General features: G+C 64.3%; 12 protein-coding genes. 5 read left to right on the forward strand and 7 right to left on the reverse strand.

Annotation, left to right across the window (positions count from 1 at the left end):
• Nucleotides 1-82 precede the first annotated feature (82 nt).
• Both BJ6T_RS44100 and BJ6T_RS34575 read right to left on the reverse strand, forming a co-directional pair.
• Nucleotides 83-301 (reverse strand): hypothetical protein, encoded by a 219-nt coding sequence (locus tag BJ6T_RS44100; RefSeq protein WP_028148212.1) that lies wholly within the window; start codon nucleotides 299-301, stop codon nucleotides 83-85.
• Between the two features lie 186 nt (nucleotides 302-487).
• Entirely contained in the window at nucleotides 488-1465 is a 978-nt protein-coding gene (locus BJ6T_RS34575; protein ID WP_014497229.1) for a magnesium transporter CorA family protein, read from the reverse strand.
• A gap of 337 nt (nucleotides 1466-1802) precedes the next feature.
• Between BJ6T_RS34575 and BJ6T_RS34580 the strand changes: the two genes are divergently transcribed.
• Complete coding sequence (locus BJ6T_RS34580; RefSeq protein ID WP_014497230.1) at nucleotides 1803-2489, forward strand: L,D-transpeptidase; 687 nt, start codon at nucleotides 1803-1805, stop codon at nucleotides 2487-2489.
• On the opposite strand, the gene BJ6T_RS34585 is transcribed toward BJ6T_RS34580, so the two are convergent.
• Nucleotides 2483-3634, reverse strand: coding sequence for an extensin family protein (locus tag BJ6T_RS34585; protein WP_014497231.1), 1152 nt, complete (start codon nucleotides 3632-3634; stop codon nucleotides 2483-2485). The genes BJ6T_RS34580 and BJ6T_RS34585 overlap by 7 nt on opposite strands.
• 64 nt (nucleotides 3635-3698) lie before the next feature.
• Here BJ6T_RS34585 and BJ6T_RS34590 point away from each other — a divergent pair, with 64 nt between their 5' ends.
• Together BJ6T_RS34590 and BJ6T_RS34595 are read left to right on the forward strand one after the other, a co-directional pair.
• On the forward strand, nucleotides 3699-5327 hold the full coding sequence (locus tag BJ6T_RS34590) for a fatty-acid--CoA ligase (protein ID WP_014497232.1): 1629 nt from the start codon (nucleotides 3699-3701) through the stop codon (nucleotides 5325-5327).
• A 263-nt stretch (nucleotides 5328-5590) separates the two neighbouring features.
• On the forward strand, nucleotides 5591-6445 hold the full coding sequence (locus tag BJ6T_RS34595; RefSeq protein WP_014497233.1) for a DUF1499 domain-containing protein: 855 nt from the start codon (nucleotides 5591-5593) through the stop codon (nucleotides 6443-6445).
• 53 nt (nucleotides 6446-6498) lie between these two features.
• On the opposite strand, the gene BJ6T_RS34600 is transcribed toward BJ6T_RS34595, so the two are convergent.
• From BJ6T_RS34600 to BJ6T_RS34615, 4 genes are all read right to left on the reverse strand, one after another.
• Nucleotides 6499-7422, reverse strand: coding sequence for an MBL fold metallo-hydrolase (locus BJ6T_RS34600; protein ID WP_014497234.1), 924 nt, complete (start codon nucleotides 7420-7422; stop codon nucleotides 6499-6501).
• A gap of 156 nt (nucleotides 7423-7578) precedes the next feature.
• Nucleotides 7579-8793: an acyl-CoA dehydrogenase gene (locus tag BJ6T_RS34605; protein ID WP_014497235.1), complete on the reverse strand. Its 1215-nt coding sequence runs from the start codon at nucleotides 8791-8793 to the stop codon at nucleotides 7579-7581.
• 136 nt (nucleotides 8794-8929) lie between these two features.
• Nucleotides 8930-10006 carry a 3,4-dihydroxy-2-butanone-4-phosphate synthase gene (gene ribB / locus BJ6T_RS34610; RefSeq protein WP_014497236.1) on the reverse strand — a complete coding sequence of 359 codons (1077 nt, stop codon included), beginning with the start codon at nucleotides 10004-10006 and terminating at the stop codon, nucleotides 8930-8932.
• A gap of 190 nt (nucleotides 10007-10196) precedes the next feature.
• Complete coding sequence (locus BJ6T_RS34615; protein ID WP_014497237.1) at nucleotides 10197-11927, reverse strand: cation:proton antiporter domain-containing protein; 1731 nt, start codon at nucleotides 11925-11927, stop codon at nucleotides 10197-10199.
• A gap of 67 nt (nucleotides 11928-11994) precedes the next feature.
• Here BJ6T_RS34615 and BJ6T_RS34620 point away from each other — a divergent pair, with 67 nt between their 5' ends.
• The gene (locus tag BJ6T_RS34620; protein WP_028170153.1) at nucleotides 11995-12522 is read left to right on the forward strand and encodes a DUF3124 domain-containing protein; all 528 of its coding nucleotides are present in this window, start codon (nucleotides 11995-11997) and stop codon (nucleotides 12520-12522) included.
• Nucleotides 12523-12576: 54 nt separating this feature from the next.
• Nucleotides 12577-13809, forward strand: coding sequence for an aminotransferase-like domain-containing protein (locus tag BJ6T_RS34625; RefSeq protein WP_014497239.1), 1233 nt, complete (start codon nucleotides 12577-12579; stop codon nucleotides 13807-13809).
• Nucleotides 13810-13811: the final 2 nt, after the last annotated feature.

The raw sequence follows: 13811 nt of genomic DNA on the forward strand, positions 1-13811 counted from the left end.
ATTTTCCCGCTCGAAGGGCGGGAAGCAAGGCGATCCAGACAACGCCGCCGCAGGACCTGGATCGCCTTTACCCTTCCGTTCCTCAATCGACTCGAATCCGACGCGACCGATCGCGCAGCCGCGGAGCGGCCGTGCTGAACGCAGTCGAGCAGTCGTCGTCGTTCTCACCGTCGAGCAGCGGAGCACCACAGTGCCGGCACATGCGTGCCGACATCGACGACGCCTTGCCGCTCGCCAGAACCTGACGATAATTCGCCAGATCGATGACGTTGCGGGGCGACGTTATGTGTTTTTCAACCATGGCTGTTCCTCGCGGCTAACGTGCTGCTTATCGCAGACAAGTTTCGCGCAAACGTTCAGCCCACTGCTCAAATTTTACCGGAGGAATTGGGGCGGCGGGCACACATCACCGCGTGGCCTCAATCCCGCTCTATTCTGCGACACCAACCACCGTGTCTCGTTGAACGGCGTAAGGTCTCGGTAGGTATCAAAGCCACTTCTTCCACTTGAAGAGCCAGTACGGGACGATCGCGGCGGCGAGCATCATCACCAGCGCCATCGGATAGCCGTGGACCCATTCGAGTTCCGGCATCGCCTTGAAATTCATGCCGTAGATCGAGGCGATCAGCGTCGGCGGCATCAGGACAACGGCCATGACCGAAAACAGCTTGATGATGTTGTTCTGCTCGAGATTGACGACGCCGAGCATGGCGTCGAGCACAAAGGTGATCTTGCTGGAGAGATAGGAGGCGTGGTCGGTCAGCGAGGCGACGTCGCGCTGCATGGTCTTGAGCTGCTCGCGCATGTCCTTCGACCATTTCACGCCCTCGACCACCGCGGAGAGGAAGGTGACGACGCGGCCGATCGACACCAGGCTTTCGCGAACCTTCGAGGTCAGATCGCCCTTGCGGCCGATCGAGATCAGGATCTGGGAATATTGCTTGGCGTGGCCGTGGCGCTCGCTCTCGGGCTCGAAGATGTCGTGCGAGACCTGGTCGATCTCCGCGCCGCAGCGCTCAAGGATGTCGGCGCAGCGGTCGATCACGGCGTCCAGCAGTTCCATCAGCACCATCTCGCCGGTGATCGCGGGCGCACAGAACCGGGCCAGCTTGGCCTCGACCAGCGCGAACGGCTTGGGCTGGTCGTAGCGCACCGTCACCAGGCGGTGGTCGCCGAGAATGAAGGTCACAGCCGTGGTCCGGGGCATGTCGGTATCGGACTGGCACATCAGCGTCGCCGTCATGTAGCGCGCGCTGTTCTCGATATAGAGGCGGCTCGAGATCTCGATCTCCTGCATGTCCTCCCGGGTCGGGATCGCAATGCCCGAGAGCCGCTCCACCGCCTTGTCCTCAGCCGCGGTCGGGTTGACCAGGTCGATCCACACGGCGTGCTCGGGAACCGCCGCGAGGTCCTCGACGACCGCTTTCTTGAGGGAGGAGTCGGAGGGAACGAACACAGAAAACATGCACAACTCCAGCAGGGGCCTGCGACAGACTGACAGCCCTTAGCGCGATTCTGACAAGTTGATGATGACAAGCACATTAACGGGGCGTTTGCATTTGTGGCGGCGCCGTGGCCCAGCCGTGACACGGAATCGACAGTCGGGCGTCCTTTGCCCAAAAATCAGCACAAGAGCGCAAAACTTGCGGCAAAAAAGCCACAGCTCGGCTCTTGCAGCGCGGGAAAAGGTCCGAAACGCTGGAATTGTGGCAGATTTCAACGATAATAGGGCCCAACGGAGTCGTGGTTTGGGCGTGTCTCAAGCCCCGGGAAAGCTTGTTGTTGTCGATTGGAACCAAATCATGTCGTCGCTGAAAGTTATGCTGGGTATTTTGGCCGCTGGCCTGATGCTGTCGGGCTGCATGCAGGCCACACATTTTGAAGCGACCGACACCAAGGCCTTCAAACCGAAGGACAAGGAACTCCTCGCCAAGGTCCGGTATGAGAACACCCCGGTCGCCGAGCCGTTCCGCCGCGCCATCGTCGATTACCATCGCAAGGAATCGCCGGGCTCGATCGTGGTCGATTCCGACAACCATTACCTCTACTGGGTCATGGATGGCGGTAAGGCGATCCGCTACGGCATCACCGTCGGCGAAGAAGCCATGGCCTGGTCGGGCATCGCCAAGGTTGGCAGCATGACCGAGTGGCCGGCCTGGCATCCGACCCCGGGCGAGATTTCGCGACTGGGCGTGCCGACCTATGTTGCACCGGGCCCGGACAATCCAATGGGCTCCCGCGCGATGTATCTCTACTCCGGCGGCAAGGACACGCTGTTCCGCATTCACGGTACCAACCAGCCGGAATATATCGGCGCCTCGATCTCGTCGGGCTGCATCCGCCTGACCAACGAGGATGCGATCGACCTCTACAACCGCGTCAAGGTTGGCACCATTGTCGTGGTGCTCGAGCCGAAGCATGGCGACTCGCCCTACAATTCGCGCCTCGCGCTCGGCGGCAGCCAGACGGGCCAGGCGGGCAGCTACTGATCGCCTCCTGCTCTCGGACATTCAAAAGCGCCGGTTTTACCGGCGCTTTTTGTTGCCGGCTTGTGCGGCTCGGCTTTGGTGCCGTTGACAGCCGACTTGTCCGCGGGCGCAGGGGACCTCTGCGCCGCCTCGTCATCAGCTCCATCCTTAGCATTATCCTTGGCTCCATCCTTGGCCTCAGGCCTGGCCGCGACCTCACGCGGCGGCGCCTCCTCGGGCCGTTCCGCCGGCAGCAACGGGGCGACCTGCGGCAGGGGATCCCAGACGTTCCACTGACAAATCCGGTAGTCATTGCGCCGCTGCGCCAGGTCGAGATGGATGTGGTCCTCGTGATACCAGTCCGAGCCCGGACCGAGCACGGTGGAAAAGCGCGCGCAGACCGAATGCAGCACGCGCTCGCGCGCATCGCGCGGCATGCTGCGGTCGGTCAGGCCGATCGACTGCCCGTTGGCGAGCTTGATGGCGCGGACGTCGAGCGCGTTGGCCTTGCCGTGCTCTGACAGCAGAGCGCCGGCGATGCGGTTACGGCCTCGGCATTCGAAGCTGTCGAAATTGTCGAGATCGCTGATCGTCGAGCCGAGGCTCGCCGCCAGCGGCACCATGTCCTTGCGCACCCAGTCGGCGATCGCGGAGGCCATAGTGCAGCGGAGGATCGCCGCCGGCTTGACCGCCACCTTGCGCTTGTCCGGCAGCACGATCGCCTCCAGCCGCACCAGATCCTCGCCGCCGCAGGCGCCGGGGCCGCGGATATCGGGAATGGACGGCGCGACGGCGATCTGCTCGGTCAAGGCGAGCCGGCAGGCCGAGAGCTGCTTCTCGGGCGGCGGCGCGGCCTCGGCGGGCTTGGTCGCGCTCGGCTTGTCTGCGGAAGGCTTCCCCTCCGCCTCCGGCGCGGCCTCGTCCGTTGCTTGCGGGGCCTCCTCCGGGCGGGGCTTTGGTAGCGGTATCCTGGCGGAGTGCACCTTCGCACGTGGCCGTGGTGTCAGGAGGCCAAAGATATCCAGCGGCGCAGCATATTTTCGCGCTTCTGCCCGCTCCGCCAGCACAAGCGATAGCCCGAGCGCAGCGGTAACCATTGCCGCGCCGGCGGACATATAGCCGCGACAAGACCATTTGCGGCGAAAGTCCGGCAGGCTAAAACTCATGACAATTCTTTGGCCCAGCGCTGAGAGCTATAAAAAGTCCAGCCCACCTCGGAGGAATGTCTGAATGCTTGGTTTGATGCAAGATTGGCCCCTGCTCTGCCACCGGATCATCGAACACGCCGCCAAGATTCATGGCAAGCAGGAGGTCGTTACGCGATCGGTCGAGGGACCGATCCATCGCACCACCTACGGCGAAATCCACAAGCGGGCGCTCAAGGTCTCGCAGGTGCTGGAGCGAGACGGCATCAAGCTCGGCGACCGCGTCGCAACGATCGCCTGGAACACCTGGCGCCATCTCGAGGTCTGGTACGGCATCATGGGGATCGGCGCCATCTGCCATACCGTCAATCCCCGCCTTTTCCCCGAGCAGATCGCCTGGATCATCAACCATGCGCAGGATCGCATCGTGATGACCGACCTCACCTTCGTTCCGGTCCTGGAGAAGATCGCCGACAAGCTGCCAAGCGTAGAACGCTACGTCGTGCTCACCGACAAGGCGCATCTGCCTGAGACCACGCTGAAGAATGTGGTCGCCTACGAGGACTGGATCGCGGAGGCCGACGGCAAATTCGAATGGAAGGACTTTGACGAGAACACAGCCGCCGCGATGTGCTACACATCCGGCACCACGGGCGATCCGAAGGGTGTTCTGTATTCGCATCGCTCCAACGTGCTGCACGCTCTGATGGCGAACAATGTCGACGCGCTGGGCACCAGCGCGTCCGAGACAATGCTGCCGGTGGTGCCGCTGTTCCATGCCAATAGCTGGGGCATCGCCTTCTCGGCCCCCTCGCAAGGCACCAAGCTGGTCATGCCCGGCGCCAAGCTCGACGGCGCCTCCGTCTACGAGCTGCTCTCGACCGAGAAGGTGACGCACACGGCGGGCGTGCCCACGGTGTGGCTGATGTTGCTGCAGCACATGGCCGCCAACAATCTGAAGCTGCCCGATTTGAAGATGGTGATCTGTGGCGGCTCGGCGATGCCGCGCTCGATGATCAAGGCCTTCCTCGACATGGGCTCGAACGTGCGCCACGCCTGGGGCATGACCGAGATGAGCCCGATCGGCAGCGTCGCGGCGCTGAAGCCGCCGTTCCAGAATGCGACCGGCGAGGCGCGGCTCGACGTGCTGCAGATGCAGGGCTATGCGCCCTTCGCGGTGGAGATGAAAATCACCGACGATGCCGGCAAGGAGCTGCCCTGGGACGGCAAGACCTTCGGCCGTCTCAAGGTCTCCGGCCCCGCCGTTGCCAAGGCCTATTACCGCGTCGACAGCAACATCCTCGACGAGGAAGGCTTCTTCGACACCGGTGACGTCGCGACCATCGACGAGGCCGGCTACATGCGGATCACCGACCGCTCCAAGGACGTGATCAAGTCCGGCGGCGAGTGGATCTCCTCGATCGACCTCGAAAACCTCGCGGTCGGCCATCCGGCCGTGGCGGAGGCCGCCGTCATCGGCATCTATCATCCCAAATGGGACGAGCGGCCGCTGCTGATCGTGCAGCTCAAGCAGGGCCAGCAGGCCAGCCGCGAGGACATCCTGAAGTTCATGGACGGCAAGATCGCCAAATGGTGGATGCCCGACGACGTCGCCTTCGTCGACGGCATTCCACACACCGCGACCGGCAAGATCCTGAAGACCGCACTGCGCGACCAGTTCAAGGACTACCGTTTCCCGAACGCGGCGGCGTAGGCGTCCTGCCAACCTCCCCTGGAGGGGGAGCGTCGGCTCGCAGCTCGTGAGCGATGTGAGCCGGGGTGGGGTGGCAGTCTCTCTCCAAAAAGCGGTGCCCGTGTGGAGGGATCACCCCACCCCGCTCGCGCGTCGCGCGATCGACCCTCCCCTCCAGGGGAGGGTGAACGACCCTTGAATTTACCCCCGGGCCGTGATCTCAACGGCCCATCGTCGCGCCAAATCGGCCGACATCGCCCAAAACCCCAGCAGAGCTTCACCCGATGGCCCGCAGGTTTTCCGCTCCCTATCAGTCGGAGCCCGTGTCCAGCCTCGCGACCTGGGCGCGTAATCTGGCCGTGTTCGCGGTGGTGGCAGTGGCGGTCTCGATCATCATCGTCCGCTTCGACTTCCTGGAGATGAAACCGGCGCTGATGACGTTCTTCGGCGGGCTCGCGATCGCCGGCCTCTCGATCCTGTTTGGGCTCGCGGGCTTTGCGGCGATCTGGCAGAACGGCTCGCGCGGCATGGGGCGCATCCTGCTCGCCTTCCTCATCAACGGCGCGATCCTCGCTTATCCCGCTTATCTCGCCCTGCAATACCGCAAGCTGCCGCCGATCTACGACATCACAACCAACCCGATCGACCCGCCGCGCTTCGACGCGCTCGCGCACCTGCGCACCGGCGATGGCACCAACACCGCGGTCTATGCCGGCCTCTATTCGGCCGAGCAGCAGCGCCAATTCTACCCGGACATCGAGCCGATCGAGCTGGAGATCCCGGTCGATCGGGCCTATGCGATCGCGCGCCAGCTCGTCATCAAGCGCAAATGGCTCGTCATCGACGAGCGCGAGCCGCAACCGCCGCGCCGTATCGGCCGCATCGAGGCGGTGGCGCGGACGCCGATCATGGGGTTCCGCGAGGACATCTCGATCCGGGTGGTGCCCGACGGGGACGATTCCCGCGTCGATATCCGCTCGGCGTCGCGCTATTTCGACAGTGATCTCGGCAGCAACGCCGCGCGCATCAAAAAATTCATCGACGATCTCAACACCGCCGCCGACGCCGACGCGCTGAAACCGGTGAAGAAGACGCCGGTCGCGCCGCCGAAGGCACCGGCGAAGACGGTGAAGAAGTAGCCCCGCTGTCATTCCGGGGCGATGCGCAGCATCGAGCCCGGAATGACGAGAAGCTAGGCCCCCGCCATTCGATACGTTCCACCGATCACGGGATCGCCGTCCGTCGTCACCACGCCGCGCGCGACCAGATCTTCCAGATGCGCCAGGACCGAATAGCCTGCGGCCGTCGTCAGCCTGGGATCGATGCCGATATAGATCGCGCGCACCATGGTCGGGATATCGGCCTCGCCCTTGGCGAGGCGATGCAGGATCGAGGCTTCGCGCGCCTTGCGGTGGCGGATCAGGAAGCGCACGAAGCGCTGGCCGTCCGGGATCTCCGGGCCGTGGCCGGAGAAATACAGATCTTCCTCGCGCGCGGCGAGGCGGTCGAGCGACTCCATGTAGTCGATCATCGAGCCGTCGGGCGGCGCCACGATCGAGGTCGACCAGCCCATCACGTGATCGCCGACGAAGTTGAATTTCCGTTCGGGCCAGGCGAAGGCGAGATGATTGGCGGTGTGGCCGGGCGTCGCCACGGCCTCCAGACGCCAGCCGGCACCCTCGACGACGTCGCCATGGGCGATCCTGATATCGGGCGCGAAATCGCGGTCGGCGCCGGACTCCGGATTGTGCTTCTCGCTCTCGAAGCGCGGTCGCGAGGCACGGTGCGGGCCTTCGGCATAGACAGGCGCGCCGGTCGCCTGCTTGATCCGCGCGGTGTTCGGCGAATGGTCGCGATGGGTGTGGGTGACGAAGATATGGCTCACCGTCTCGCCGCGCACGGCAGCGAGCAGCGCCGCCGCATGCGCCTCGTCGTCCGGGCCGGGATCGATGATCGCGACGTTGCCTTGGCCCACGATGTAGCTGACCGTGCCGGTGAAGGTGAACGGGCTCGGATTGTTACAGAGCACGCGCCGCACGCCGGGACGGACTTCCTCGACGACACCGGCCTTGAGCGGAAAGTTGCGGTTGAACGGGATGTCGTCGTTCTCGGACATGGCTTGCTCATTCCTTGCTGACTTCGTCATGCCCGGCCTTGTGCCGGGCATCCACGTTCTTCGCGTGGTTTAAGACGTGGATGGCCGGGACAAGCCCGGCCATGACGCAATTGGAGAGTTCAGTCGCATCCCATGCCCATGCCGAGGCGCGCCGGCTCAGAAAAACGCCTGGATGCCCGTGATCGCACGTCCCAGGATCAGGGCGTGGACGTCGTGAGTCCCCTCGTAGGTGTTGACGGTCTCGAGGTTATGGACGTGGCGCATCACGTGGTACTCGGCCGAGATGCCGTTGCCGCCGTGCATGTCGCGCGCGACGCGGGCGATATCGAGCGCCTTGCCGCAATTGTTGCGCTTCATGATCGAGATCATCTCGGGGGCAAACTTGCCTTCGTCCATCAGACGGCCGACGCGAAGCGAACCCTGGAGGCCCAGCGCGATCTCGGTCTCCATATCCGCCAGCTTCTTCTGCACGAGCTGGGTCGCGGCGAGCGGCTTGCCGAACTGCTTGCGATCGAGCGTGTACTGGCGGGCGCGGTGCATGCAGTCCTCGGCGGCGCCCAGCGCGCCCCAGGAGATGCCGTAGCGGGCGCGGTTGAGGCAGCCGAACGGGCCCTTGAGGCCGGACACGTTGGGCAGCAGCGCGTCCTCGGGAACCACGACGCCGTCCATCACGACTTCACCGGTGATCGAGGCGCGCAGCGACAGCTTGCCGCCGATCTTCGGCGCGGAGAGCCCCTTCATGCCCTTTTCCAGCACGAAGCCGCGGATCTGGTTGTCGTGCTCGGCCGACTTGGCCCAGACCACGAACACGTCGGCGATCGGCGCGTTCGAGATCCACATCTTGCTGCCGGTCAGGCGATAGCCGTCCGAGACCTTCTCGGCGCGGGTCTTCATGCCGGCCGGATCGGAGCCGGCGTCGGGCTCGGTGAGACCGAAGCAGCCGACCCACTCGCCGCTGGCGAGCTTCGGCAGGTACTTCTTGCGCTGGTTCTCGTCGCCATAGGCGTAGATCGGATACATCACCAGCGAGGACTGCACCGAGTTCATCGAGCGATAGCCGGAATCCACCCGCTCGATCTCGCGCGCGACGAGGCCGTAGGCGACGTAGCTCGCATTGGCACAGCCATATTCCTCAGGCAGCGTAATGCCGATCAGGCCGAGCTCGCCCATCTCGTTGAAGATCTCGCGGTCGGTCTTCTCCTCGAGATAGGCCTTGGTGACGCGCGGCAGCAGCTTGTCCTGGGCATAGGCGCGCGCGGTGTCGCGCACCATGCGCTCGTCTTCGGTGAGTTGCTCGTCGAGCAGGAACGGATCGTCCCATTGGAAAGAAGCCGCAGCCGGCTTGTCCTTGGCCTGAGGGCGCACGCTCATGAAACGTCCTTTCGTCTGGTTCCGTCAAATTTGCCCGACAAAGTAAAGCGCCGCGGCAACAAGTGCAATTGCGTTGCAGATGGATGGCTCTGCGCAAATCCCGGGGATGCGCAGCGCGCGCCCCGGAATGACAGCGCTAGCTTTCAAGCTGCTCGTTGGCGACGATCTCGATGCCGAAGCCGGACAGGCCCTTGTAGTCGTGCACCGATGAGGTGAGATGGCGGATCGAGGTGACGCCGAGATCGCGCAGGATCTGTGCGCCGACACCGACCTCGCGCCACTGGCGGTTGCGGTCCGCCTCGGTCGCGCTCTCATCGGGCAGCGGGGCAACGGGGACACCGGCGGCGCCGTCGCGCAGGTAGACCAAGACGCCACGGCCGGACTTCTTGAAGTGCTCGAGCACTGCCGCCATGCGCTTGTGGCCGGTGAAGATGTCCTTGACGATGTTGGGCTTGTGGAAGCGCGTCAGCACGTTCTTGCCGTCGCCGACGCCGTTATAGACGAACGCGACGTGGGCGATGGAATCGAACGGCGAGCGGTAGGCATAGCCCTGGAGCGGGCCGATCGGGCTGTCGGTGACGAAGGTCGAGACCCGCTCGATCAGCTTCTCGCGCACCTGGCGATAGGCGATCATGTCGGCGATGGTGACGTGCTTGAGCTTATGCTGAGCCGCGAAGCGGGCGACCTGCTCGCCCTTCATCACGCTGCCGTCGTCGTTCATCAGTTCGCTGATGACGCCGACCGGCGGCAGGCCGGAGAGCTTGCACAGATCGACCGCGGCCTCGGTATGGCCGGAGCGCAAGAGCACGCCGCCGTCCTTGGCGATCAGCGGGAAGATGTGGCCCGGACGGGCGAAATCGTTGGCGCCGACATTGGGATTGGACAGCGCGCGGCAGCACGAGGCGCGCTCCTCGGCCGAGATGCCGGTACCGCCGTCGGGCTTGTAGTCGATCGAAACCGTGAACGCGGTGGTGTGCGCGGAATCATTGTGGGCCACCATCGGATCGAGCCGGAGGCGGCGCGCGTCCTCGGTGGTCACGGGCGCGCAGACGATGCCGGAGGTATGGCGGATGATGAACGCCATCTTCTCGGCGGTGCAGAGCGAGGCGGCGACGATCAGATCGCCCTCGCCCTCGCGGTCCTCGTCGTCGGTGACGACCACGAGCTCACCCCGGGCAAAGGCCTGCAAGACTTCCTGAACGTTATCGGGCATTTCCCAATCTCTATCGGTTATGGCCGGGAGGCTTAGCCGGACGCCTTAGCCGGACTTGGCCCCAAGCGCTAGTGTCCTGGACGCAACCGCATATGCCTGATGGCGGACCGGCCCACGGGTCTAAGGCTTGCACCGAAGATACCAGGGATATAGGCGCACATGGCCCGGACGGAAAGCGGCCGCGCCGCCTTCAGGGCAGCACTTCGCGCCGCTCGCCGAGCCGGACATCGAGCTCGGTCCGCTTGTCGGCCAACAGCCCGGCCTGGGCCGCTTCGATCACGGTAAACAGCTCATGAGCGTCGCTGAGCCGGGTCACCGTGACGTAGCTGGCGCCGGCCGCGTAGAGCTCGCCCACATCCGACAAAAGATCGGCCGTGGCGACGATCATGGCGGTCGGGTTGAGGGTGCGGACATGGCGGACCAGCTTCTCGTTGCTGGCGCCCTTGAGAAGGGCGTCCGGCACGCTGAGGATGATCATCTCGGACTTGCCGACGCCGGCATGGAGCAGCGTGTCGGCGCTGCTGATGTCGCCATAGATCACGTGCAGGCCGCGCGACAGCAGCGTCTTGTACACATTGGGGTTGAAGTCGATCACGGTGATCTGCTCGAGCAGCACCGGCGCCTGCCGTTCGATCTCGGCCAGCAGCGCGCTCGCCGCACGGAAAAAGCCGAGAATGACGATGCGGCGGGCCTCGCCATGGCCGCCCTCGTGCCCCTCCTCGGCATGGCCGTTGCCATGGTCGAGGTCGCGCAGGCCGATCCGTTTCAGGGGGCCGATCGCCCAGCGGGTGATCTCGTCGCTGCGGGTCATCACGAAGGTCGAGAGCACCGCCAGCACCACGAAGGCGAAGGAGGCTGCGTTCGCCGTTTCGGCCGCGATGTGATGGTCGGCGACGCCGGTCTGGATCACCACCAGCGAGAACTCGGAGATCTGCGCGAGGTTAAGGGCCGGCAGCAGGCTGGCGCGCAGGCCCTGCTTCATCAGGTAGAGCGGGGCGAAGGTGGTGACGAGGCGGCTCACCACCGTGAACGCCGCGATCATCAAGGCAAGCCCGATCACGGAGAGGCCCGGCACGGGAATGGTCATGCCGAGCGCGACAAAGAACAACGTGATGAAGAAGTCGCGGAGCGTGGTGACCTTGGCGGTGACGTCGAGGGCGTAAGGAAAGGTCGACAGCGAAACGCCGGCGATCAACGCACCCATCTCGCGCGAGAGCGAGAGCCGCTCCGCGGTCTCGGCGACGAGGAAGCACCAGGCGAGCGCGCCAAGCAGAATCAGCTCGGGGCGGCGGGCAATCTGATGGAATAGGCGCGGCAGCACGTAGCGGCTGACCAGCAGCGCGGCGGCGACCAGCACCGCGACGCGGCCGATCGACAGCAGGATGACGCTGACCTCGAGATTGGCGAGGCTCGGCTGCACCGCCAGGAACAGGATGGCGAAGATGTCCTGGAGCACCAGCACACCGAGCGTGATGCGGCCGGGCAGCGTGTCGAGCTCGCGCTTCTCGTAGAGCACCTTGACGATGATCACGGTACTCGACAGCGCGCAGGCGACGCAGAGATAGACCGCATCGAAATGCCCACCGCCGAGCGACAAGCCGATGCCGACGAAGAACAGCACCCCGAGCACGCAACCGCCGATGAGCTGGCCGCCCGCCGCGAACAGGATCACCTTTCCCGCCCGCACGATCTTTTTCAGGTCGATCTCGAGCCCGATCATGAACAGCATGAAGATCAGGCCGAGCTCGGAAATGACGCTGATCGATTCCTGTGATTTGACCCAGCCGGCACCGAATGGACCTATGCAGAAGCCGGCGATAAGGTAGGCCAGGATCAGCGGCTGCCGCGAAAAATGGGCGAGCAGGCCCAGCATCCAGGCAAACAGAATACAGAGAGTGATGTCGCGAATGAGTTCGTGCATACCAAATTGGTCCGTTTTGCCGCACCCTAGAGCCAGGTTGCGGGGCGGCAAGCGAGCAATTCGTCACATGCGAGCAGGGCTTTTCGCAGCAATGCTGCTATGTCCCCTCGCCTCTGCCGCGCCCGCAGCCGCGCAATCCAAGGTCAATATCGAACAAAACTTTGCCGATTCGCTCACCACATTGCCGAAGGAGGAACTCGCAGTCTCCGGCGGGTTCTATGTGCCCGCCTATTCCAGCGTCGCGATGAGCCAGGGCAAACTACGTGTCGACTTCTCGGTGACGCTGAGCGTTCACAACGCCTCCGAGACCCAGCCGCTGGTGGTCAAACGCATCGCCTATTTCGACACCGCAGGCAAGCAGGTCGAGACCTACCTGAAGGGCCAGGTAGCGCTGAAGCCTCTGGCCACCGTCTCGATCTTCATTCCGACCGACGACGTGCGCGGGGGGACCGGGGCCAACTTTCTCGTCGACTGGGCCGCAACAGGCGAGATCGCCGAGCCAGTGGTCGAGGCCTTGATGGTTGGCGGCGTCGCCAATGCGCATTACGCTTTCATCAGCCAGGGCCGTCCGACGAGGACGGCCGGCAAGAAGTAAGGTTGGCCGGCGCAAGGCCGGCCGCTCAACAAGAACAAAACGAGGAACGCCCCCATGACGTCCAGCTTCGATTTCGCGCCCCTGTTTCCCGCAGGGCTGCCGGCCCCTTCCGCGCGCTGGACGGGCCTCGCCAAGTACAGTTTCGTCGGCGGCAACAACGATTCCGAGCAGTTGCCGCTCGACGGCCTGATCGAGGCAACCAATTCCGCCCTGCAAAAGGAAGGCCGCTCGCTTGCCACCTATGGGCTGGCGCACGGACCGCAGGGCTACCTGCCCTTGCGCGAATTCCTGGTGACAAAACTGAAGCGCGACGCCGGCATCAACTGCACGGTCGACGATCTCCTGATCGTCTCCGGCTCGCTCCAGGCGCTCGACCTCGTCAACGCGACGCTGCTGACACGCGGCGATACCGTGATCTTCGAGCAGGACAGCTATCAGGGCTCGTTGACCCGCCTGGCGCGGCTCGGGGTCAACGTCGTCGGTATCCCCCTCGACAAGGACGGCATGCGCATGGATGTGCTGGCCTCGACGCTGGCGGATCTCAAGGGCCGCGGCATCCGGCCTAAATACATCTACACCATCCCGACCGTGCAGAACCCGACCGGCAGCATCATGCCGGAAAGTCGGCGCGCTGAACTGGTACGGCTCGCGGCCGAATATGGCGTGCCCATCTTCGAAGACGATTGCTACGCCGATCTCGTCTGGTCGGGACAGCGGCCACCGGCGATCCACGCGATGAGCCCGAACGGCGGCGTGATCCATATCGGCTCGTTCTCGAAATCGATCGCACCGGCGCTGCGCGTCGGCTTCATCGTCGCGCCCTGGGATGTGATGTCGCGCATGCTGGCGCTGAAGACGGACGCAGGCTCCGGCGCGCTGGAGCAGATGGTGCTGGCCGCCTATTGCAAGCCGCATTTCTCGACCCACGTGCCGGCCCTGACCAAGGCGCTGCGCACCAAGCTCGATACGCTGATGGAGGCTCTCAATGAGCAGTTCGGGACGGCGGCCGAGTTCGAGGAGCCCAAGGGCGGCATCTTCCTGTGGGTCAAGCTGCCCGACCAGGTCGATACGCTAAAACTCTATCAGGCCGCGCTCGCTGCCGGCGTCTCGATCAATCCGGGGCCGGAATGGTCGACCAACAAGCCCCATTCCAGCTCGCGGCTCAGGCTGTGCTTTGCGAGCCCCTCGCATCAGCAGATCCGTGAAGGCGTCGCCGTGCTCGCCGAGGTGTGCCGCAAGGAGTTCGGCGTGCCGGCCCGCAGCGCCAATGTGCAGAAGCGGGCCTAAGG

It is taken from the genome of Bradyrhizobium japonicum USDA 6 (assembly GCF_000284375.1).
GTDB classification, from domain to species: domain Bacteria; phylum Pseudomonadota; class Alphaproteobacteria; order Rhizobiales; family Xanthobacteraceae; genus Bradyrhizobium; species Bradyrhizobium japonicum.